Consider the following 22,336-nt stretch of genomic DNA (forward strand, 5'->3'; position numbering starts at 1 on the left):
CCGCGCGAGCGCACACTGGAGAGATGAACCCTCTGCGCACGGTCCAGACCCGTGTGGGCGAGACCATCTTCGCGCGGGTCGCGGGCGACGAGGGCCCCGCTCGACGCGACCGGATCCACCTGGCCGAGGGGCCGCGTCGGTACGGCCCCGATTCGGCGATCCAGCGCGTCCACGCCGATGCGTCGATGTTCGTCGGCGGAATGCGCGCCCTGCTCCTGCAGTCGTTGCACCCGCTGGCGATGGCTGCCGTGGACGAGCACTCCGGCTACCGCGGCGACCCGTGGGGCCGTCTGCAACGCACCAGCACGTTCCTCGCCGAGACCACGTTCGGCACCATCGAGGACGCGGAGCGCGCCGTGCGGATCGTGCGCGCCGTGCACAAGCGCATCACGGGTGTCGCGCCGGACGGGCGGCCGTACGCCGCGTCGGATCCGCACCTGCTGCGGTGGGTCCACGTCGCGGAGATCGACAGCTTCCTGCGCGCGCACGATCGTTACGGTGCCCGACCTCTCGATGCCGGCGGCCGCGACGCCTACGTCCGGGAGTCGGCCTGGGTCGCTCGCGGGCTCGGCGCCGAGGACGTGCCCGAGACGGTCGACGAGCTGAACGAGATGCTGGCGATGTACCGGCCCGAACTGCGCGGCACTCCCGCAGCACGTCGCACCGCCCGCTTCATCCTGCTCAACCCACCGATCCCGTTGGCAGTACGCCCCGCCTACGGTCTGCTGTCGTCGGTGGCGGTGTCGATGATGCCGCGGTGGACCCGCTTCCCCCTCCGGTTGCCCTACCTTCCGATCACCGAGGCCACCGCCGTGCGCGCGAGCGGCATCGCCGTCACCACCGCCATCCGGTGGGCTCTGGGTGCGGGCCCGACGGTGCAGGATGGGCGCGAAGCGGGCTGAGGAGGGCGGCGGGCCTCCCGGGCATCGGATCACAGGTGCGGCCGTGCCGGAGTCGGGGGCCGATCTGTCACGCTCCACGATGATCGTGCACGGTCGCCCGGCCGGTGAGGATCAGGACAACCGCTTTCGCCGGCAAGATCAAGGTGTCGCCGTCTCCGATGCGGAAGTCGATGTCGGACGCCTGAAGTGCACACCCGTCGAGGTCGGCGCCGAAATAGGCCATCCGATTCCTGGACTCGATCGTGCGAAGCACCACCTCCAGTTGCGGCGTCGTGGCGGTCGCGGGCAGTCCCAGTCCCTCCGTCAGATCGAGTCCGTGAACGACGTCGTGGCACAACGAATCGACGAGGTCACCTCCCGGTGGACTCCACTCGGTGGTGATGTTGTCTCGGAGCGCGGCAATCAGTTCGACTCGGCCCATCGTCGCGGCGTCACGGCGGGCAAGACGGTCGGCCGCGCGGTCGAAGCTGCCGCGTTCTCGAATCATCGTCACCAACAACTTGGGCAAGCTCACCCGAAAAGACATCGACAGATGCGCCGCCAGGTCGGCAACGGTCCAACCCTCGCACAGAGTCGGTTGTTGCCACTCGGTGTTCGACAGTCCTTCGAGTACCGCGACCGTTGCTTGCCTCTGCGTCGCGGTCAGTGCCGCGACGCGCTCTCTGTCCAACTCGTTCGACATGCGACTCCACATCCTCCGTCGTGTTCGAGACCTGCCACTGGACAGGCCTGCCACTGGACAGACATGGCGGCGGATCGAAAGTCATCGAAGCGCGGGGCTTCCGGACCACACGCGGTCCGGGCGATCTTCCGGCCGTGACCGGTGGCATCATGCGGGAGTGACGCGTGACGTATCTGCCCACCTCGACGTGACCGTCGTCGACCCCAGCAACCTCGAGTTCCAGATCGCGGTCGCCGAACTACCGGGGACGACGGTCACCGAGTCGCTGTCGTTCCGGCTCGACGGCGAGGAGATCACGCCCACGGTGATCCGCGCGGAGACCGGCGGGCGCATCCACCGATTCGATTGTGGGCGTGGTCAACTCGTCGTCGACTACCGCGCCCGCGTGGAGGGCGAGGCGGATCCCGCCCCGGTGGTCGAGCGAGACCTGTCGGTCTACCTGCGGCCGAGCCGCTACAGCGAGTCGGACAAGTTCCTGGGCTTCGCCGAGACCGAGTTCGGGCGCTACACCTCCGACGCCGACGTGCTCGAGCGCGTCTCAGCCTGGGTCGGCCGCCGTCTGCGCTACGTCCCCGGCAGCAGTGACCCCATCGACGGCGCCACCGACACCCTCCTCGCGGGTAGCGGAGTCTGCCGCGACTACACGCATCTCGTCGTCGCGTTGCTGCGGGCGATGACGGTGCCGGCCCGCCTCGTCGCGGTCTACGCGCCCGGCTGCGACCCGATGGACTTCCACGCGGTCGCGGAGGCCTACGTCGACGGCGTCTGGCGCGTCGTCGACGCGACGCGGCTGGCCCCACGGCAGAGCCTCGTGCGCATCGCCACCGGGCGGGACGCGTCCGACACCGCGTTCCTCGACAACCACGACGGGTACATCGTTCTGGACCGCATGCAGGTCATGGCCACGGTGGACGGGATGCTCCCCTACGACGACGTCCACGAACTCGTGTCCATGCGCTGATCGTGATCACCTTCCGGCGGGTCACCGAGGACGACTTCCCGCTGCTCGCGCGCTGGTTGTCTCACCCGCACGTGGCGCGGTGGTGGAACCACGAGGTCACCGCCGAGGCCGTCGCCCGCGACTTCGGAGCGTCCGCCCGCGGCGAGGAGCCGTCCGAGGACGTGCTGGCTCTCGACGACGGAACCCCCGTCGGCCTGCTCCAGCGCGCCCGGTGGCACGACTACCCGGAGTACGTCGACGAGCTGGAGCCGTTCTGGGCGGTACCCGCGGAGGCCGTCACCATCGACTACCTCATCGGCGAGGCGCACCTCGTCGGGCACGGCCTCGGCACCCGCGTGCTGATCGAGTTCACGGCCGACACGTGGCGGCGGTACCCGAGCGCGACGTGCGTCGTCGTGCCGGTGGCCACGGGCAACGTGGCGTCGTGGCGGGCGCTCGAGAAGGCCGGGTACCGACGTGTCGCCGAGGCCCACCTCACCCCGGACAATCCGATCGACCCCACCGACCACGTGGTGATGGCGATCGACCGCCCGGCTCGATGACGAGGGCCTAGTCTCCTCGGTCATGGAGCATCCCGTGCGATTCCGCGACGACGATCCGTTCTTGGCCACGGTGCGTGAGCGAGCCCTGCGCCTGCCGGGCGCCACCGAGAAGGTCTCCCACGGCCGCCCCAACTTCCGCACCACGAAGGTCTTCGCGATCTACGGAGCCACGGTGAAGGGGGATCACCCGTCCACCCGCTGGGATCGGTCGCTGCAGGTCCTGCCCGACACCGACGAGCGAGCGGCGCTGCTGGACGACGAGCGATTCTTCGAGCCCGCGTACACCGCGGGGAGCGGCTGGGTGAGACTCGACCTGACGATCGGGACCCCCGACTGGGCCGAGGTCGACGAACTGCTCGACATGTCGTTCCGGCGGACGGCGCCCGCCCGGCTGGTCGCGGAACTCCGAACGCTCTCATGACCGCGAGACAGTGGCCGTGAGACAGTGGCCGCTGTGCAACTGCTGCTGATCCGCCATGCTCTGCCACTGCGTTCCGACGCGGATGCCGATCCCGCCCTCGCACCGCTGGGACTCGAGCAGGCCGCGCGCGTGCCCGACGGGCTGCGCGCCCATCGGCTCGCGCGCATCGTCAGCAGTCCACAACTGCGCGCCCGGCAGACCGCGGAACCGCTCGCCGCGGACACCGGACTCCCGGTGGACGTGCTCGACGGTCTGGCGGAGTACGACCGCGACTTCCCGGGTTACCTCCCCATCGAGGAGGCGCGCGAGAAGTTCCCCGCCGAGTTCGAGCGCATCAAGGCCGGGCATCTGCCGAGCGCGGTGGACGCCGACGCCTTCCGCCGACGGGTGTTCGACGACATCGCCTCGGTGGTGCGGGACGCGGAGCCGGAGGACACGGTCGCGATCTTCGCCCACGGCGGGGTGATCAACGTCCACCTGCAGGATCTGCTCGGCACCGCCATGCCTCTGACCTTCCCGATCGACTACGTCTCGGTCACGCGAATACTGTTCTCGCGCAGCGGCAGACGTACGGTAGCGTCGGTGAACGAGACGCAGCACGTGTGGGATCTGCTCCCCCGGAACCGCGCACGATCCTCACCGACTTCTTAATCGCGCAGGTCACCGGGCATTACGGGCACGATCGGTGCTCGGCACGGTCCGTCGAGCGCGTCGGCACCGGTTAGCCTGAGCAGTATCATGACTTCTCCCTCAGCACACGGTGCCCCGCGTTCGGGTCTCGTCGCCACGTTGTCGCGGCCCGTGATCGTCGTTCTCGTGATCGCCCTCCCCCTGCTCCTGGCCGGCCTCTACGCGTCGTTCAGCGGAAACGACGTCATTCCCCTGGCCTCGCAGAGCAGTTCCGAGACCACCACCTCGGCAGACGGTTCCGAGGGCACGGACGGCAGCACCCCCGCCGCGGGAGACCCGCTGGCGAAGACGCGCTCGGCTCTCACCCAGACGCAGTTGCCCCTGAGCCTGCTCAGCGGTGGACTCACTCAGCTGACCGACGCGGCGCCGCAGCTCACCGACGGCGTCACCCAGCTCTCCGACGGCCTCGGGCAGGCGCGCTCCGGGTCGCAGCAGCTCGCGGACGGCAACTCCCAGCTGGCAGGCGGACTCGTGCAGCTGCAGGGCGGAGTGGGCCAGCTCGGTGACGGCGCCGTGCAGATCAGCGGCGGCGTGAACCAGCTGACGACACCCCTGCTGGCGCTCGGCGAGAAGCAGGCTCAGGTCACCTCGTCCATCGCGGACGTCGCGAACCGCATCGAGGTGCTGAACAACCCGATCACCACCGACGCGGCACGGCAGCTGCGTGAGCTCATCGACACGCTGAACGCGCAGGGCATCGGCCCCGACACCGTCTCCCAGATCAACCAGCTGCGCGACGGCGCCGCCCTGCTCGCGTTCCAGCTCGACGATCCTTCCAGTGAGTTCGTCACCGGCGTGAACACCGCCGTCGACGGCAGCGCGCTGCTCTCCACGGGCGCCGGCCAGCTGAACGACGGCATCATCCAGCTCGACGACGGTGGCAAGCAGCTGAAGGCGGGCACCGACCAGATCACGACCGGCATCGAGCCGATCGGCGGCGTCGTCAGCAGCCTGCAGACCAACGTGAAGACCGCGCAGACCTCGCTGCCCGCGGCCAACGCAGTAGCGGCGACCACGACAACCGACGAGAACGGTCAGACGCAGACCACCCTCGTCGTGCAGGGAAGCACCCCGTCGAACTACTACCTGATCGCGGCACTGGTGGCCGTGGCCGCGGCTGCCGCCGTGAGCCTGATGCGCCTGCTGACGCGTCGGGACCGCGTGGCGCGCATCGCACCCGTCCTCGGGGCCCTCGCGGTCACCGCAGCTGCGGGTATCGCCTACTGGTTCGTCGGCGACGGTCTCAGCTTCGGCTCGCTCCTCGGCGGCATCGTCTTCCTGTTCCTGGGTTCCGCGGCGTTCCTCGCCGCGGCGGGCGCCGTGCAGATGGCGTTCGGCCGTGCCGTCGGCCAGTCGATCAACCTGGTGCTGCTGCTCGTCCAGCTCGTCCTGGCAGGCGGAGCCCTGGTGGGGTCGCCCGACAGCTCCGTCTTCGGCAAGGCCGCGGCCTTCACGCCCGTCGGGTGGCTCGCCGCCGGACTCGAGCGCATCGCGGCGGACGCCATGGACTCGACCGGCTGGCTCGCCGTCCTCGTGATGGTCGCCCTGCTCGCGGTGTCCGGTCTCGTCTACTCGCTCGTCGCCCGGTCCGACCCGGAGGACGACCGCGCGGCCTACCGGGACGAACCGCGCCTCGCCTGACTCAGGCGGGCGTCAACGGATGGATCGCCAGGGCGCCCAGCTTGGCGCCGTGGCGACCCATGACGTCGGCCATGTGCGGTGACGCCATGTGCCCGTCGAGGGCCGCCTGGTCCCGCCACACCTCGACGGTGACGATGGTGTCGGGCGCCGCGTTCGAGGTGTAGACGTCGTACTCCAGGCAGCCGTCCTCCTCGCGCGTGAGAACGGCGAACTGCCGCATCGCCTCCAGCACCTCGTCGAAGCCGTCCGTCACCGGAATGGTGGCCACCACGTGCAGATCACTCATCGTCGTTCTCGTCTCGCTCGTTCGTCATCGGTCCACCCGAACGTACGGCGAGGAGCGGCGGCGGGCGTCGGTTATCGCCCGACTGCCCCCTGACGACTCAGCCCTGGAACCCCTCGTCGTTCTCGAAGGCCGTGACGACGGCCGCCAGATCGTCGGCGCCGTGCCCCGCGACGCTCGCGTCCACGTACGCACTGCGCACGGCCTGCAGCAGGCGGGAGGTGCGCGGATCCACCGCATCGATCATGAGGTCGACGTCCTTGACCACGCCGTCGATCCCGAACGACGGGGTGAAGTCGCGCTCGATCATCGAGCGGCCCTTCATCTGTGTGTACGGCGCGTTGATCGGACCACCGTCGAGCGCCTCGAGGACGAGCGAGGGCTCCAGGCCCAGTTCCGACGCCATCGCGAGGGACTGCGCCGTGGCCGCCGTGAGCGTGGACACCATCGCGTTGCACGCCAGTTTGAGCGCACTCGCCCGGCCGGGTTCCGTCCCCGCGTTCACGATCTTCACCGTCATCGACTCGAGCACCGGGCGCACCGACTCGAGCCCCCCGGCGGGTCCGGAGGCCAGCGCCGTGAGCTTTCCCGACTCCGCCGGCTCCTTGGTCCCCAGCATCGGGCAGTCGAGAAAGGCGACCCCGTGGTGCTGCGCCAGATCGGCCAGCCGTCGGGCGCCGGCCGGACCGACGGTCGCGGACTGGACCCACACGGCGCCGTCCTTCACCGCTGACAGGAAGGTGGTGGCCGTGTCCGCGGTGGCCGACTCGTCGTAGAGCATCGTGACGATCACGTCGGCGTCGGCGACGCAGGCCGCCGGATCGTCCGCGACGGTCGCCCCCTGGTCCTTCAGCGGCGCCGCGCGATCGGCGTTGCGGTTCCACACCGTCACCTCGTGGTCGCCGCGGAGCAGAGACCCCGCCATGCCCGCGCCCATCGTTCCGGTTCCCAGTACTGCCACCCGCATGTTCGTTCCCTCTCACCGGCTGGAGCGGATTCTTTTCCGACCCGCTCCGTGTGTTGCAATGCAGGGTGTTCCCCTCACGGAGCACCACCACACGCACTCTCGAACGGATCACGCATGACCAGCACCGACACGCCCGCCACCGAACGGGCGGGGCGTCGCGAGTGGTGGGGTCTCGCCGTCCTCGTCGTCCCCATCGTCCTCGTCTCGATGGACATGTCGGTCCTGTACCTCGCCCTGCCCTCGCTGACCGAGGACCTCCAGCCGAGCAGCTCGCAGCAGCTGTGGATCCTCGACATCTACAGCTTCATGCTCGCCGGCCTACTGGTCACGATGGGCTCCCTCGGCGACCGCATCGGCACCCGTCGGCTGCTCATGATCGGGTCGCTCGTCTTCGGCATCGCGTCCGTCGCCGCCGCCTTCTCGCACACCCCGGAGGCCCTCATCGCCTCGCGGGTTCTTCTCGGGATCGGCGGCGCCACCCTCGCGCCGTCGACACTGTCGTTGCTGCGCAAGCTCTTCGTCGACCCCGTGCAGCGCGGTGTCGCCATCGGAATCTGGACGGCCGGATTCGCCGGCGGTGGCTCGTTCGGCCCGGTCATCGCGGGCGCGCTGCTCGAGTACTTCTGGTGGGGCTCGGTGTTCCTCATCAACATCCCGATCATGGTGGTCCTGCTGATCGCCGCGCCGGTGATGCTGCCCGAGGCGAAGAACCCGAACCCCGGCCGCTTCGACCTGCCCGCCGTCGGCGCCTCGATCGTCGCGATGCTCGGTATCGTCTACGCGCTCAAGCACGCCGCGCAGAACGGCCTCGACTGGCAGGTGGCCGCCGCGCTCGCGGTGGGGCTCCTCGTCGGCTGGTGGTTCGTGCGACGTCAACGCGCGAGCACGCACCCCGTCATCGAGTTCGATCTGTTCCGCACCCCGGCGTTCTCCGTCGCGGTGATCGTCATCCTCGTGTCGGTCTTCATCATCACGGGCTTCAATCTGATGCTGTCGCAGTATCTTCAGCTCGTCATGGGGCTCGGAACCCTCGAGGCGGGACTGTGGTCGCTGATCCCGGCGATCGCGACGGCCACCGCCTCACTGACGGCCCCCCTGATCATGAAGCGCCGCCCGCCGGCCGTCATCCTCGTCGGCGCCATCTCCGTCATGTTCGTCGGTGCCGTCGTCATCGGTGCGGTGGCCCTCCCCTCGGACGTCGGGTCGGGCGCCACGCTCGCGATCCTGCTGTGCGGCATGGTGATCGCTGCGTTCGGTGTGGGTACCGGCACGACGTTCGGCTCGGATCGGGTGCTCGCCACCGCGGCACCGGAGAAGGCGGGCGCGGCCGGTGCCGTGTCGGAGACGGGCGCGGAACTCGGTGGGGCACTGGGCATCGCCGTGCTCGGCTCCATCAGCGTGGCAACATACCGCCTGGTGCTGGGTCCCGCCGACACGTCCGGAGACGGCACGCTCGCCGGCACCCTGGCCGAAGCCGGCCGGATGTCACCCGACGTCGGGCCCGACCTCGCGTCCCGCGCCCGCGAGGCGTACGTGGACGGCATCGTCGCCGCGTCCGGGGCAACGCTCGTCACGCTGCTGATCGCCGGCAGCGCGGCCGCCGTCCTGTTCCGTCGAGCGCGCTGACGCACCGACTCCCGACACAGAACACCCCCTGCAGCAGGCTGCAGGGGGTGTTCTGTTCGTACCGGGGGTGTGGGCTCGCTACCGCTGGGGCGCCTGGGTGGGCACGATCGGCGCGGGCAGCGCCGTCTTTCCCATGAGGAACGAATCGACCGCGGACGCGCAGGAGCGGCCCTCGGCGATGGCCCACACGATGAGCGACTGACCGCGGCCCATGTCGCCGGCCACGAAGACGCCATCGACGTTGGTGTTCCACTTGTCGGTCCGCGACACGTTGCCGCGCTCGTTGAGGTTCACCCCGAGATCGGTGAGCAGGCCCGGCTTCTCGGGTCCGGTGAAGCCCATCGCGAGGAACACGATGTCGGCCTCGAGGTGGAAGTCCGACCCCTCGACCTTGGCGAAGCGACCGTCCTTGAACTCGACCTCGTGCGCGTCGAGTCCGGTGACCATGCCGTTCTCGCCCGTGAAGCGCTCCGTGTTGACGGAGAAGACGCGCTCGCCGCCCTCCTCGTGAGCCGAGGACACGCGGTAGACCAGCGGGTACGTCGGCCACGGGGTGGATCCGGCGCGCTCCTCCGGCGGGCGGGGCATGATCTCGAACTGGTGGACGCTGGCCGCGCCCTGACGGTGCGACGTGCCGAGGCAGTCCGCGCCGGTGTCGCCGCCGCCGATGATGACGACCTTCTTGCCCTTCGCCGTGATGGGCGGCTGGCCGTACTGGTCGACGACGTCGTCGCCGAGCTGAACACGATTGGCCCAGGGCAGGAACTCCATCGCCTGATGGATGCCGCCGTACTCGCGGCCGGGGACCTCGAGGTCGCGGGCCTTGGTGGCACCGCCCGACAGGACGACCGAGTCGAACTCCTCGCGGAGCTCGTCCGCGGTGATGTCGACACCGACGTTGACACCGGTGCGGAAGATGGTGCCCTCGGCCTCCATCTGCGCCAACCGGCGATCGATGTGGCGCTTCTCCATCTTGAACTCGGGGATGCCGTAGCGCAGGAGTCCGCCGATGCGATCAGCTCGCTCGAACACGGTGACGGTGTGGCCGGCACGCGTGAGCTGCTGCGCTGCAGCGAGACCCGCGGGACCGGAACCGACGACGGCCACCTTCTTGCCGGTGAGGTACGTCGGGTAGACGGGCTGGACCCATCCCTCGTCGAAGGCGCGATCGATGATCTCGACCTCGACCTGCTTGATGGTCACCGGGTCCTGGTTGATGCCCAGGACGCACGACGCCTCACACGGAGCCGGGCACAACCGGCCCGTGAACTCCGGGAAGTTGTTGGTGGCGTGCAACCGGTCGATGCTCTCGCGCCACCGGTCCTTGTACACCAGGTCGTTCCACTCGGGAATCAGATTCCCGAGCGGGCACCCGTTGTGGCAGAACGGAATGCCACAGTCCATGCACCGGCTGGCCTGGGTGCGGAGGGTGTCCGTGGAGAAGTCCTCGTACACCTCCTTCCAGTCCATCAGGCGCAGGTCGACGGGACGCCGCGACGGGAGCTCCCGCGACGTGTTCTTCAGAAATCCTTGTGGATCACCCACGAGCTGCCTCCATGATCGCCTCGTCCACGTCCGCGCCGTTCTTCTCGGCCTCGGAGATCGCGAGCAGTACCTTCTTGTAGTCGCGGGGCATCACCTTCACGAAGTGATTGACCTGCTGCGACCAGTCCGCGAGGATGCGCTCGGCGACCTCGGACCCGGTCTCGTCACGATGCCGCGTGATCGCATCCTTGAGCCACGCGAACTCGTCACCCTGGAGCTCCTCGATGTCGACGAGCTCGGTGTTGAGGTTGTCCTCGAACGTCGAGTTCGGGTCGAAGACGAACGCCACACCGCCGGACATGCCGGCACCGAAGTTGCGGCCGGTCTCGCCGAGAATGACGACCTTGCCACCGGTCATGTACTCGCACCCGTGGTCACCGACACCCTCGACCACCGCGACGGCGCCCGAGTTACGGACGGCGAACCGCTCACCGACGACACCGCGGATGAGCGCCTCACCCTCGGTGGCACCGAAGAGGATCACGTTGCCGGCGATGATGTTGTTCTCGGCGACGAAGCTCGAGTTGGCCTGGAGCGACGGGCGTACGACGATCCGCCCACCGGACAGACCCTTGCCGACGAAGTCGTTGGCGTCGCCCTGCAGTCGCAGCGTCATGCCCTTGGGCACGAACGCTCCGAAGCTGTTACCGGCCGATCCGGTGAAGGTGATGTCGATCGTGCCTTCCGGCAGACCGTCCTCGCCGTACGCCTTGGTGACCTCGTGGCCGAGCATCGTGCCCACGGTGCGGTTCACGTTGGTGATCCGCGTCGAGAACTCGACCTTCTCGCCCTTGTCCAGTGCCTCGCGGCTCTGCGCGATGAGTTGCTGGTCGAGAGCCTTGTCCAGTGCGTGGTCCTGCGTGCCGGTGCAGTAGAGATCCTGGTTCATGAACGCCGACTCCGCGACGTCCAGGATCGGCGACAGATCGAGCTTCGACGCCTTCCAGTGATCCTTCGCCGCGGTGGTGTCCAGCAGCGCGACCTGGCCGATGGCCTCGTCGAGCGTGCGGAAACCGAACTCCGCGAGGTACTCGCGGACCTCCTCGGCGATGTACAGGAAGAAGTTCTCGACGAACTCCGGCTGACCGGCGAACCGCTTGCGCAGCAGTGGGTTCTGCGTCGCCACGCCCACCGGGCAGGTGTCGAGGTGGCAGACGCGCATCATGATGCAGCCCGAGACCACCAGCGGCGCGGTGGCGAAGCCGAACTCCTCACCACCGAGCAGCGCGGCGACCATGACGTCGCGACCGGTCTTGAGCTGACCGTCGACCTGCACGACGATGCGATCGCGAAGACCGTTGAGCAGCAACGTCTGCTGGGTCTCGGCCAGGCCGAGCTCCCACGGTGCGCCGGCGTGCTTGACCGACGTCAACGGGGTGGCGCCCGTGCCGCCGTCGTGGCCCGAGATGAGCACCACGTCCGCGTGCGCCTTGGAGACACCGGCGGCGACCGTACCGACACCGACCTCGGAGACGAGCTTCACGTGGATGCGCGCCGACGGGTTGGCGTTCTTCAGGTCGTGGATCAGCTGAGCCAGATCCTCGATCGAGTAGATGTCGTGGTGCGGGGGCGGCGAGATGAGGCCGACACCCGGCGTCGAGTGACGCACCTCGGCCACCCACGGGTACACCTTGTGCGCCGGAAGCTGGCCGCCCTCACCGGGCTTGGCGCCCTGCGCCATCTTGATCTGGATGTCGGTGCAGTTGGTCAGGTAGTTCGACGTGACACCGAAACGACCCGACGCGACCTGCTTGATGGCCGACCGACGCCAGTCACCGTTCTCGTCGGGGAGGAAGCGTGCGGTGTCCTCGCCGCCCTCACCCGAGTTCGAGCGACCACCGAGGCGGTTCATCGCGATGGCCAGCGTCTCGTGCGCCTCTGCCGAGATGGAGCCGTAGCTCATCGCACCCGTGGAGAAACGCTTGACGATGTCGCGTGCCGACTCGACCTCGTCGATCGGGATCGGGGTGCGACCCTCGGTCTTGAAGCGGAACAGTCCGCGCAGCGACGCGAGCCGCTCGGACTGGTCGTCCACCATGCGGGTGTACTCCTTGAACACGGAGTACTGACCGGTGCGGGTGGCGTGCTGGAGCTTGAACACCGTGTCCGGGTTGAACAGGTGGTACTCGCCCTCGCGGCGCCACTGGTACTCGCCGCCCGTCTCGAGCTCGCGGTGCGCGCGCTCGAACTTGTTGTCCAGGTACGCGACTCCGTGACGCACCGCGACGTCGGCCGCGATCTGGTCGAGGTCGATGCCGCCGAGCGGCGACTGCACGCCGTAGAAGTACTCGTCGACCAGGGCCTGCGACAGGCCGATGACCTGGAACAGCTGGGCGCCGGTGTACGAGGCGAGCGTCGAGATGCCCATCTTCGACATCACCTTCAGCACGCCCTTGCCGGCGGCCTTGATGTAGTTCTTGACGGCACTGTCGTAGTCGATGCCCTGCAGGGTGTCGCGGTCGATCATGTCCTCGATCGACTCGAACGCCAGGTAGGGGTTGACCGCTGCGGCACCGAAGCCGACGAGGGTGGCCATGTGGTGGACCTCGCGGGCGTCACCGGCCTCGACGATCAGCCCCACCTTGGTGCGGGTCTTCTCCCGGACGAGGTGGTGATGCACGGCCGAGGTCAGCAGCAGCGACGGGATCGGTGCCAGCCGTTCGCTCGACTCGCGGTCGGACAGGATGACGATGCGCGCGCCGCCGTCGATCGCCGCGGAGACCTGCGAACGAATGATCTCGAGCGAACGACGTAGTCCCTCACCGCCTTCGGCGACCGGGTAGAGGCCGCGGACCACCACGGAGCGCAGTCCGTCCTGGGTGCCGTCGTCGTTGATGTGGACCAGCTTGGCCAGCTCGTCGTTGTGCAGGATCGGCGACTTCAGCACGATCTGCCGGCATGCTTCGGCACTGGGCTGCAGGAGATCTCGCTCGGGACCGATGGTGCCGCCGAGGCTGGTGACCACCTCTTCCCGGATGGCGTCCAGGGGCGGATTCGTCACCTGGGCGAACAGCTGGGAGAAGTAGTCGAACAGCATGCGCGGGCGGTTCGAGAGCACGGCGACGGGCGTGTCGGTGCCCATGGACCCGATGGCCTCGGCGCCCGCCTTGGCCATGGGAGCGACCAGCATGGTCAGTTCCTCGGTGGTGTACCCGAAGATCTGCTGACGGATCAGCACGCGGTCGTGCGTCATGTGGACGTGCGGGCGCTCGGGCAGGTCGTCGATCTCGACGAGACCCTCGTCGAGCCACTCCTGGTAGGGGTGCTCGGCGGCGAGCTCGTCCTTGATCTCGTCGTCGCTGACGATGCGGCCCTGCGCGGTGTCCACCAGGAACATGCGACCGGGCTGCAGGCGGACCTTGCGCACGATCTTCGACGGCTCGATGTCGAGGACGCCGACCTCGGACGCCATGATGACCAGGCCGTCCTCGGTGACCCAGAGACGGCTCGGACGCAGGCCGTTGCGGTCGAGGACCGCGCCGATGACGGTGCCGTCGGTGAAGCACACCGACGCCGGTCCGTCCCACGGCTCCATCAGAGTCGAGTGGTACTGGTAGAACGCCCGGCGAGCCGGATCCATCTTGTCGTGGTGCTCCCACGCCTCGGGGATCATCATCAGCACGGCGTGCGGCAGGCTGCGACCGCCGAGGTGCAGGAACTCCAGCACCTCGTCGAAACGCGCGGTGTCCGACGCTCCGTGCGTGTTCACCGGGAAGATCTTCTCGAGCTTCTCCGGGCCCCCGAAGACGTCCGACTCGATGAGGGCCTCGCGGGCACGCATCCAGTTCTCGTTGCCGGTGACGGTGTTGATCTCACCGTTGTGCGCGACACGGCGGAACGGGTGTGCCAGCGGCCAGGAGGGGAACGTGTTGGTGGAGAAGCGCGAGTGCACCAGACCGAGGGCACTGACGACGCGCTCGTCCTGCAGATCGAGGTAGAAGCCTCGCAGCTGCGGCGTCGTGAGCATGCCCTTGTAGACGATGGTCGACGGCGACAGCGACGGGAAGTACACGGACTCGCGTCCAGGACCGTCCTTGCCGGGGCCTTCGAGGCCGAGTTCGTGCTCGACGCGCTTGCGCACGACGAACGCGCGGCGCTCGAGATCGATGCCGGACAGTGCACGGTCGGGAGCGGCGACGAACAGCTGGCGGAACGTCGGCATGGCGTCGCGCGCCAGCGCGCCCAGGGAGGCGTCGTCCGTCTCGATGTCGCGCCAGCCGAGAACCTCGAGGCCCTCCTCGGTCACGACACGCTCGACACCTGCGACAGCCTCGGCGGACGCGGCGCGCGCCTGCGGGAGGAACGCGATACCGGTGGCATAGGAACCCTCGGGCGGCAGATCGAAGTCGACCACGGCGCGGTAGAACGCGTCGGGGACCTGGATCAGGATGCCGGCACCGTCACCCGTGTTGGGCTCGGCACCCGCAGCGCCGCGGTGTTCGAGATTGATCAGCGCCGTGATCGCCTTGTCGACGATGTCGCGGCTCCGTCGGCCGTGCATGTCGACCACGAACGCGACACCGCAGGAGTCGTGTTCGTTGGCGGGATCGTAGAGGCCGCGCGCTGATGGGTACCGGTGTCCGGGAAGCTGCATGTGTCTTGCCTAACTGACGAGTCGAGCCAAGATCCGCGAGAGCGCGGCCACGTCCGAGATTCGACGCGAGCCACCGCGGGGCGATGCGAGAGCGGGTTCACCGTTGAACACGCACTCCGATGGGGCTCCGGCCACTCTCGGACAACGATCCGTTCCGAGGTGGTGACCGAGTGTTTTCGGGCAGGGGCGATCCTTGTGGGTCGACCCCGCAGCTGAACGATAAGTCAGGAACCGGTCGAATTCACAAATCAGGGCATCCTCATTCGGGCCTGACCTGGTCGTTCCCCCGGCGGTGTGGGTGTGTGCGCGACGTTGCGCGGTACCTCGGCGTTCGTTCACGAGAATACTCCGGGAGCGCACGAGCTCGACGTCGGAGATCTCACACCGAGACGTACGTCCGATGAAAGACTACTGGCCGTAGCGATTTCTCGGCTACGGCCAGTGTGGTGGGCGAAGGGGGACTTGAACCCCCACGTCCCGAAGGACACTGGCACCTGAAGCCAGCGCGTCTGCCATTCCGCCACTCGCCCGAGCGACGGGACGAGATTAACACGACCCGTCACTCGGGCAGAAATCCATACCGTCGGTCCGGGTTTCCGGTCCCGAGGCGGGGCCGGGAACCGGTTCCGGGCGTATAGCATGGATCGGTAGTCGCACGACGGAAGGACACGCGAGGCCGCACGGCCTGCGCGGACGTCGGCGGCGTGGACGCCTCGGGGACGGTTCCAGCATCATGAGTCTCCGACGCACGGACGCAGTACCGATGTGAGACGCAGTACCGACGAAGACGGAGAAGGAGGGTGTCGTGGGAGTGGTTCAGCGATTCGAGAGAAAGCTGCAGAGTGCTGTCGGTGACGCCTTCGCTCGCGTCTTCGGTGGCGGTGTGGTGCCGCAGGAGGTCGAGGCGGCCCTCCAGCAGGAGGCCACCATGTCGGTCCGCACGCTGGACGGCGGACATCTGCTGGCACCCAACGCCTACGTCATCACCATCAGCCCGTCGGATCACGACAGGCTCGCGTCCGACCACGACCTCACCACTCGCGCCTTCTCACGCCATCTCCAGGACTTCATCACCGACCAGGGATGGCAGACGTACGGGCGCGTGGTGGTCCGCTTCGAACCGTCCACCACACTGCACACGGGACAGTTCCGCGCGTCGGGAACAGTCGATCCCGACGCGTCACCCCAGCAGAGCGCTCCACCTCACCAGTCCACTGCACAAGACCGACCGTCGTCGACATCAGGAGCCGGCCCCATGACCCAGAACTCAGGGACTCAGAACCAGGGCGACGAGCCCGACCGCGACAACGATCGGCCCGCATCGGGCGTCGCCGCCCGTGCCCCCCGCAACGGCAGCGCGTACCCGTCCGAGGCGTACGACCCCGAGGCGTCGGGCCGCGTCGACCCGGCGGCGGAGAATCGGGTGCGCCCGCCCCGCGCGTACGGCGACTCCGAGCAGGACGCCCGCGGCTACGGCCGCCCGCCCGCCGGTCAGGAGCAGGGCGGATACGGACGCGCACCGTACGGACAGGGTCACGATCAGCAGGGCTACGGCCAGGCCGGGTACGACCAGCAGGGGTACGGCCAGGCCGGGTACGACCAGCAGGGTCACGAGCAGGGCGGCTACGACCAGGGTTACGGACGCCAGCCGCAGAACCGCGCCCCCTACGACTCGCGTGCCTACGGCCAGCAGCCTCCCGCTCAGCAGCCGTACGACCGCCAGGCCTACGGACAGCCGGCGGCGGATCCGCGCGGTCACGGCCGTCCTCAGTACGACCAGGGTGGACCCGATCCCCGCGCCTACGGCCAGCAGGGCTACGACCAGGGCGGGTACGACCAGCGCGGCTACGACCAGGGCGGCTATGACCAGCGCGGTTACGACCAGGGTGGTTACGACCAGCGCGGGTACGACCAGGGCGGGTACGACCAGCGCGGCTACGACCAGGGCGGCTACGACCGATCGGGCTACGACCAGCACGGTCAGGACCAGCACGGTCAGGACCGTCAGCAGGCGTACGGCGACTACGACCAGCGCGGTTACGCCGACGGTGGCCAGGCCGCACAGCCGCGGGCGTACGGCGCTGCGGCGGCGTACGACCAGCCGGCCACACAGGGCTACCAGCAGGTCGCGGACGGGGACGACTACGACCGCCCGGCCGCGTCTCGCGGGCTCGCCGCCACCCTGCAGCTCGAGGACGGCAGCGGCCGTCACTACCAGTTGCGCGAGGGCGGCAACGTCGTCGGTCGCGGCCAGGAGGCCCAGTTCCGGCTCCCCGACACCGGCGTCTCGCGTCGGCACTTCGAGATCCGCTGGGACGGCCGGGTGGCCATGCTGTCCGACCTGGGTTCCACCAACGGCACGACCGTGAACGGTGCACCGGTCCAGGACTGGCAGCTGGCCGACGGCGACATCGTCCGCGCCGGACATTCGGAGATCCTCGTCCGCATCGTCTGACACGACCGGACCGGCGACGGGTGCGGCGGCCGACACCGGCCGTCGGCGCCTGCCCTTATGATGCTCCGAGACGGGACGTCCCCGGGCGACCGAGAAAGCCGTGACCCGGCTTCTGGTGACACGAGGAGGTGACACGCTGTGCAGGGATTGATTCTGCAGCTCACTCGAGCTGGCTTCCTCCTGATCCTGTGGTTGTTCGTCTGGGCAGTGCTGCGCACCCTGCGGTCGGACATCTATGCGGCCTCCGGGCTGCGCGTGGCACCGCGCTCGCGCACGTCACCGGTGTCGCTGCAGGGCCGCAAGGCGAAGGTGGCCAAGCAGCTGGTGGTCACGCAGGGTTCGCTGGCCGGTACCCGCATCACGCTCGGGTCGCAGCCGGTCCTCATGGGTCGGGCGGACGACTCGACGTTGGTCCTCACCGACGACTACGCGTCCACGCGCCACGCACGGCTGTCTCCTCGCGGGGGTGACTGGTACGTCGAGGATCTCGGTTCGACCAACGGCACCTACCTCGACCGGGCCAAGGTCACGACGGCGGTGCGCGTCCCGCTGGGCACGCCCGTCCGCGTCGGCAAGACCGTGATCGAGCTGCGCCCGTGACACTGGTTCTCCGCTACGCCGCGCGCAGCGATCGCGGTCTCGTGCGATCCAACAACGAGGACTCGGTCTACGCCGGTGCGCGCCTGCTCGCTCTCGCCGACGGCATGGGAGGGCACGCCGCCGGTGAGGTCGCGTCCCAGCTCATGATCGCGGCGCTCGCCCACCTCGACGACGACGAGCCGGGAGACGATCTCCTGGGCAAGCTCGAACGGGCGACGCGCGAGGGCAACTCCACCATCGCCGAGCAGGTCGAGGAGGATCCCGAGCTCGACGGCATGGGCACGACCCTGACGGCGATCCTGTTCGGCGGCAGAAAGATCGGGCTCGTCCACATCGGCGACTCGCGTGCCTACCTGCTGCGCGACGACGAGCTGACGCAGATCACGCGAGACGACACGTTCGTCCAGTCCCTGGTCGACGAGGGCCGGATCACGGCCGAGCAGGCGCACTCGCACCCGCAGCGGTCGCTCATCATGCGCGCGCTCACCGGTAACGAGATCGAGCCGACGCTCACGGTGCGTGAGGCCCGCGCCGGGGATCGGTATCTCCTGTGCTCGGACGGCCTGTCCGACGTCGTCAGCAGCGAGACCATCGCCGACACGCTCCGCGAGGGCGAGAACGACGAGTGCGCCGATCGGCTCATCGAGCTGGCGCTGCGCAGCGGTGGCCCCGACAACGTCACCGTCGTCGTCGCCGACGTCATCGATCTGGACTACGGCCAGTCGCACCCCATTCTCGCCGGAGCCGCGTCGATGTCCGACGAGGAGGACGCGCCGCCGCCGAACACGGCAGCCGGCCGCGCCGCCGCCATGCGGCCGCCCCGCACCACCCCGAAACGTGTCGTGACACCACCGCCCGTGCCGGAGAAGAAGTCGCACAAGCTCCGGTGGTCACTCGCCGGCCTCGGCGTGGTCGCCCTTCTCGTCGTCGGTCTCGTCGTGGGATGGCAACTGCTGCAACGTAACTACTACGTCGGAACCGACGACGGTCGCGTGGTGGTGATGCGCGGTGTCTCCGGTTCGGTGCTCGGCTTCTCGCTGCAGGAGGTCGATCTGGTCGGCTGCGTACGCGACGGGGCCACGGCCACCGAGGACGCGACGGTCGAGCTGCGCGCTCCCGGCGACGCCGACTGCACGATCCTGGGTGTCGACGATCTCCAGCCCTCGGCACGCGAACAGGTGCGCTCGGGTCTGCCGTCGGGCACCCTCGACGACGCGCGCACCCAGGTGGCGCGGCTTGCGTCCGGTGACCTGCTGCCCCCGTGCACGCCGCCGGCGAGCGCCACCACCACGCCGAGCGCCACTCCCGAGGCCACGCCTGCTCCCACGGCCGCACCGCCCGCTCCGGACCCGGCGGTGCCCGTCGATCCGGCGGCTCCCGTGACCACCACGATCGAGCCCACCCCGGCACCGACGCCGACACTGGTGGCGGGCCAGACCTGCAGGACGGGTTCGTGATGTCCGCTCCCAACCTGCCGACCCCGAACCGGCCCACCCCCAGCCAGTCGTCCGCCTCGTTCCCCAGCCCGCCCGGTGGGTTCGCCCCCGCCCCGCCGCAGTCGACGAGACGCGGTGTCGAGGGGGCACTGCTCGGCGCGGCCGCGGTCATCACCACGGTGTCGCTGGTGCTCGTCGAGGCGAGCCAGGAGCAGGCCATCACCTGGGACCTGGCGAAGTACGGCCTCGCCTACCTCGCGATGTTCGCGGTCGCCCACGCCGCGGTCCGTCGTTTCGCCACCCACGCGGATCCGCTGCTGCTCCCGGTCGTCGCCATGCTGAACGGGCTCGGACTGGTGCTCATCCACCGGCTCGACCTCGCGGCGCAGCAGTCGGCGGTGTACCTCGGCATCGAGGAGCCGTCGGCCGACGCCACGCAGCAGGTGCTGTGGACGGCCCTGGGCATCGCCGGGTTCATCGCTGTCCTCGTGCTGGTCCGCGACTACCGCACCCTCGCGCGGTACGGCTACACCCTGGGCCTCGGCGGTCTGGTGTTCCTGGCCCTGCCGGCGGTCCTGCCCTCCTCGTTGTCCGAGGTCAACGGCTCGAAGATCTGGATCCGGTTGCCCGGCTTCAGCATCCAACCCGGTGAGTTCTCGAAGATCCTGCTGCTCATCTTCTTCGCCTCGGTGCTCGTGGCAAAGCGCGAGCTCTTCACCACCGCGGGCAAGCACGTGCTCGGCATGGACTTCCCGCGCGCCCGCGATCTCGGCCCCATCGTCGTCGCGTGGATCGTGTCCATCGGCGTCCTGGTGTTCGAGAAGGATCTCGGCACGTCGCTGCTGATCTACTGCACGGTCCTGGTGATGATCTACGTCGCCACCGAGCGCGTCGGCTGGATCGTCGTGGGTGTGGCGCTGCTCCTGCTCGGCTTCCTGCTCGCGTACCAGTTCTTCGGGCACGTGAAGATCCGCACCGACACGTGGCTGGATCCGTTCGCGGACTACAACGACACCGGCTATCAGATCTCGCAGTCGCTCTTCGGTCTGGCGACCGGCGGCATGGGCGGTACCGGGCTCGGCAGTGGCCGGCCGTCGCAGGTGCCGTTCGCGAGCACCGACTTCATCATCGCGACCATCGGCGAGGAGCTCGGCCTCATTGGCCTGGCAGCCGTGTTGATGCTCTATCTGGTCTTCGTGCTGCGCGGGCTGCGCACCGCCCTCGCTGTGCGCGACAGCTTCGGCAAGCTGCTCGCCGCCGGACTGTCCGTCACCATCGCGGTGCAGCTGTTCGTCGTCGTCGGCGGCGTCACCAAGCTCATCCCGCTCACCGGTCTCACCACACCGTTCATGTCCTACGGAGGATCCTCGCTGCTCGCGAACTACGCTCTGGTCGCCCTGCTCATCAAGATCTCGGACGCCGCACGGGCGCCCGTCGTGCCGCAGAAACGCGGACCGGCGGCTCCGATCGGTGACGCTCCCACCGAGGTGGTGAAGCGACCGTGAACACACCTCTGCGCAGAGTCGCCATCGGCGTCATGGCGATGATCGTCGTCCTGCTCGCGAACGCGACGTACGTCCAGGTCATCAAGGCGGACGACCTCCGAACGGATCCGCGGAACTCGCGGGTGCTGCTCGACGAGTACGCACGCCAGCGTGGGCAGATCTCGAGCGGCGGCCAGGTGCTCGCGGCCTCCGTCGCGACCGACGATCGCTACAAGTACCTGCGGACGTACCCCGCCAACCCCGCGGCACCGTCCAGCCCGGCCGCCAACGCACCGGTCACCGGCTTCTACTCGATGCTGTACTCGAGCACCGCTCTCGAACGGTCCGAGGACGCAGTGTTGAACGGCTCGGACAACCGACTGTTCGGCAAGCGGTTCTTCGACCTGCTCTCCGGTCGCGACCCCCGCGGCGGCAACGTCGTCACCACGATCGATCCGGTGATGCAGCAGGTCGCCTACGACCAGTTGACGTCGAAGGGCTACACCGGCTCCGTCGTGGCCATCGAGCCGTCCACCGGCAAGATCCTGACGATGGTGAGCACGCCGAGCTACGACCCCAACGAGCTCGCGACGCACGACGGCGAGACGTCGACGCAGGCGTGGGAGCGACTGAGCAGCGATCCGGGCGAGCCCCTGGTCAACCGCGCGGTCTCCCAGACCTACCCGCCCGGTTCGACGTTCAAGGTGGTCGTCACCGCGGCCGCGCTGGCGGCCGGCTCCACCCCGGACACCCAGCTCACGGCGGCGCCGACCATCACGCTGCCCGACACGTCGACGACGCTCGAGAACTACAACGGCTCCACGTGCGGCGGCGGCGCCACCGCGTCGTTGCGCGAGGCGTTCGCGCGCTCGTGCAACACCGCCTTCGTGGAACTCGGTATCGACGCCGGCACCCAGAACGTCAAGGACGCCGCGTCCGCGTTCGGCATCGGCGAGGCGAACCAGGCCGTGCCGATCCCGGTCGCCGACAGCACCGTCGGGGAGATCCCGGACGACGCCGCCCTCGGTCAGAGCAGCATCGGCCAGCGCGACGTCGCACTGACACCGCTGCAGAACGCCGAGATCGCGGCCACCATCGCGAACGGTGGCGTGCGCATGGCGCCGCACATGGTGGCCCAGCTGCAGGGTCCGGATCTGTCGACCCTCGACACCACCGAGCCCACGTCACTGGGCCAGTCGATCTCTCCCGAGGTCGCGTCCACGCTCACCGATCTGATGGTCGGCTCGGAGAACAACTCCGGCGGCGAGGGCAAGATCGCGGGGGTGCAGATCGCATCCAAGACCGGCACCGCCGAGCACGGCAGCGATCCGCGCAACACCCCTCCGCACGCCTGGTACATCGCGTTCGCGCCGGCACAGGACCCGAAGATCGCCATCGCGGTCATCGTCGAGAACGGTGGTGACCGCGCACTCGCCGCCACCGGTGGGTCCGTCGCGGCACCAGTGGCGAGAGCAGTGCTCGGCGCCGGATTGCAGGGGAGGTGAGC

Annotated in this window: 17 protein-coding genes and 1 tRNA gene; 12 read left to right on the forward strand and 6 right to left on the reverse strand. The window is 68.9% G+C overall.

Features of this window, described 5'->3' with window-relative positions; genetic code table 11:
• Positions 1-23: 23 nt before the first annotated feature.
• On the forward strand, positions 24-902 hold the full coding sequence (locus BR07_RS0113575; protein WP_027505911.1) for an oxygenase MpaB family protein: 879 nt from the start codon (positions 24-26) through the stop codon (positions 900-902).
• 67 nt (positions 903-969) lie between these two features.
• Here BR07_RS0113575 and BR07_RS0113580 read toward each other — a convergent pair whose 3' ends face one another.
• Positions 970-1,584, reverse strand: a complete 615-nt coding sequence (locus BR07_RS0113580) for a maleylpyruvate isomerase family mycothiol-dependent enzyme (RefSeq protein ID WP_051613396.1) — start codon at positions 1,582-1,584, stop codon at positions 970-972.
• 157 nt (positions 1,585-1,741) lie between these two features.
• Here BR07_RS0113580 and BR07_RS0113585 point away from each other — a divergent pair, with 157 nt between their 5' ends.
• From BR07_RS0113585 to BR07_RS0113605, 5 genes are all read left to right on the forward strand, one after another.
• A complete protein-coding gene (locus tag BR07_RS0113585; protein ID WP_027505913.1) occupies positions 1,742-2,545 on the forward strand; it encodes a transglutaminase-like domain-containing protein in 804 nt (267 codons plus the stop codon).
• Between the two features lie 2 nt (positions 2,546-2,547).
• The gene (locus tag BR07_RS0113590) at positions 2,548-3,087 is read left to right on the forward strand and encodes a GNAT family N-acetyltransferase (protein ID WP_027505914.1); all 540 of its coding nucleotides are present in this window, start codon (positions 2,548-2,550) and stop codon (positions 3,085-3,087) included.
• 22 nt (positions 3,088-3,109) lie between these two features.
• Positions 3,110-3,508 carry an MmcQ/YjbR family DNA-binding protein gene (locus tag BR07_RS0113595; RefSeq protein ID WP_027505915.1) on the forward strand — a complete coding sequence of 133 codons (399 nt, stop codon included), beginning with the start codon at positions 3,110-3,112 and terminating at the stop codon, positions 3,506-3,508.
• Positions 3,509-3,541: 33 nt separating this feature from the next.
• Positions 3,542-4,159, forward strand: a complete 618-nt coding sequence (locus BR07_RS0113600; protein ID WP_027505916.1) for a histidine phosphatase family protein — start codon at positions 3,542-3,544, stop codon at positions 4,157-4,159.
• A gap of 87 nt (positions 4,160-4,246) precedes the next feature.
• Positions 4,247-5,839, forward strand: coding sequence for a hypothetical protein (locus tag BR07_RS0113605; RefSeq protein ID WP_081821297.1), 1,593 nt, complete (start codon positions 4,247-4,249; stop codon positions 5,837-5,839).
• Between the two features lies 1 nt (position 5,840).
• Here BR07_RS0113605 and BR07_RS0113610 read toward each other — a convergent pair whose 3' ends face one another.
• Entirely contained in the window at positions 5,841-6,125 is a 285-nt protein-coding gene (locus BR07_RS0113610; RefSeq protein ID WP_027505918.1) for a putative quinol monooxygenase, read from the reverse strand.
• 97 nt (positions 6,126-6,222) lie between these two features.
• Positions 6,223-7,089, reverse strand: coding sequence for an NAD(P)-dependent oxidoreductase (locus tag BR07_RS0113615; protein ID WP_027505919.1), 867 nt, complete (start codon positions 7,087-7,089; stop codon positions 6,223-6,225).
• 114 nt (positions 7,090-7,203) lie between these two features.
• Here BR07_RS0113615 and BR07_RS0113620 point away from each other — a divergent pair, with 114 nt between their 5' ends.
• On the forward strand, positions 7,204-8,715 hold the full coding sequence (locus BR07_RS0113620) for an MFS transporter (protein WP_027505920.1): 1,512 nt from the start codon (positions 7,204-7,206) through the stop codon (positions 8,713-8,715).
• 78 nt (positions 8,716-8,793) lie between these two features.
• On the opposite strand, the gene BR07_RS0113625 is transcribed toward BR07_RS0113620, so the two are convergent.
• From BR07_RS0113625 to BR07_RS0113635, 3 genes are all read right to left on the reverse strand, one after another.
• Positions 8,794-10,260 carry a glutamate synthase subunit beta gene (locus tag BR07_RS0113625; protein WP_027505921.1) on the reverse strand — a complete coding sequence of 489 codons (1,467 nt, stop codon included), beginning with the start codon at positions 10,258-10,260 and terminating at the stop codon, positions 8,794-8,796.
• Positions 10,253-14,854, reverse strand: a complete 4,602-nt coding sequence (gene gltB / locus BR07_RS0113630) for a glutamate synthase large subunit (protein WP_027505922.1) — start codon at positions 14,852-14,854, stop codon at positions 10,253-10,255. Before gltB ends, BR07_RS0113625 begins: the two co-directional genes overlap by 8 nt.
• Before the next feature lie 444 nt (positions 14,855-15,298).
• A tRNA-Leu gene (locus BR07_RS0113635) sits at positions 15,299-15,384 on the reverse strand.
• Positions 15,385-15,659: 275 nt separating this feature from the next.
• On the opposite strand from BR07_RS0113635, the gene BR07_RS0113640 reads away from it, so the two are divergent.
• From BR07_RS0113640 to BR07_RS0113660, 5 genes are all read left to right on the forward strand, one after another.
• Positions 15,660-17,309: a DUF3662 and FHA domain-containing protein gene (locus tag BR07_RS0113640; protein ID WP_027505923.1), complete on the forward strand. Its 1,650-nt coding sequence runs from the start codon at positions 15,660-15,662 to the stop codon at positions 17,307-17,309.
• 138 nt (positions 17,310-17,447) lie between these two features.
• Positions 17,448-17,909 (forward strand): FHA domain-containing protein FhaB/FipA, encoded by a 462-nt coding sequence (locus BR07_RS0113645; protein ID WP_027505924.1) that lies wholly within the window; start codon positions 17,448-17,450, stop codon positions 17,907-17,909.
• The gene (locus BR07_RS0113650; protein WP_027505925.1) at positions 17,906-19,366 is read left to right on the forward strand and encodes a PP2C family protein-serine/threonine phosphatase; all 1,461 of its coding nucleotides are present in this window, start codon (positions 17,906-17,908) and stop codon (positions 19,364-19,366) included. Before BR07_RS0113645 ends, BR07_RS0113650 begins: the two co-directional genes overlap by 4 nt.
• Positions 19,366-20,850: an FtsW/RodA/SpoVE family cell cycle protein gene (locus BR07_RS0113655; protein WP_051613422.1), complete on the forward strand. Its 1,485-nt coding sequence runs from the start codon at positions 19,366-19,368 to the stop codon at positions 20,848-20,850. Before BR07_RS0113650 ends, BR07_RS0113655 begins: the two co-directional genes overlap by 1 nt.
• Positions 20,847-22,334 (forward strand): penicillin-binding transpeptidase domain-containing protein, encoded by a 1,488-nt coding sequence (locus BR07_RS0113660; protein ID WP_027505927.1) that lies wholly within the window; start codon positions 20,847-20,849, stop codon positions 22,332-22,334. The genes BR07_RS0113655 and BR07_RS0113660 overlap by 4 nt, the downstream gene beginning before the upstream one ends.
• The last annotated feature ends 2 nt before the right edge of the window (positions 22,335-22,336 follow it).

It is taken from the genome of Rhodococcus sp. UNC23MFCrub1.1 (assembly GCF_000686025.1).
GTDB lineage: Bacteria > Actinomycetota > Actinomycetes > Mycobacteriales > Mycobacteriaceae > Rhodococcoides.

Excerpts from the sequence above, each read along its gene's own strand:
- BR07_RS0113575 (WP_027505911.1), top strand. The coding sequence starts at position 24 with ATGAACCCTCTGCGCACGGTCCAGACCCGTGTGGGCGAGACCATCTTC.
- BR07_RS0113580 (WP_051613396.1), bottom strand. The coding sequence starts at position 1,584 with ATGTCGAACGAGTTGGACAGAGAGCGCGTCGCGGCACTGACCGCGACG.
- BR07_RS0113595 (WP_027505915.1), top strand. The coding sequence starts at position 3,110 with ATGGAGCATCCCGTGCGATTCCGCGACGACGATCCGTTCTTGGCCACG.
- BR07_RS0113605 (WP_081821297.1), top strand. The coding sequence starts at position 4,247 with ATGACTTCTCCCTCAGCACACGGTGCCCCGCGTTCGGGTCTCGTCGCC.
- BR07_RS0113610 (WP_027505918.1), bottom strand. The coding sequence starts at position 6,125 with ATGAGTGATCTGCACGTGGTGGCCACCATTCCGGTGACGGACGGCTTC.
- BR07_RS0113615 (WP_027505919.1), bottom strand. The coding sequence starts at position 7,089 with ATGCGGGTGGCAGTACTGGGAACCGGAACGATGGGCGCGGGCATGGCG.
- BR07_RS0113620 (WP_027505920.1), top strand. The coding sequence starts at position 7,204 with ATGACCAGCACCGACACGCCCGCCACCGAACGGGCGGGGCGTCGCGAG.
- gltB (WP_027505922.1), bottom strand. The coding sequence starts at position 14,854 with ATGCAGCTTCCCGGACACCGGTACCCATCAGCGCGCGGCCTCTACGAT.
- BR07_RS0113655 (WP_051613422.1), top strand. The coding sequence starts at position 19,366 with ATGTCCGCTCCCAACCTGCCGACCCCGAACCGGCCCACCCCCAGCCAG.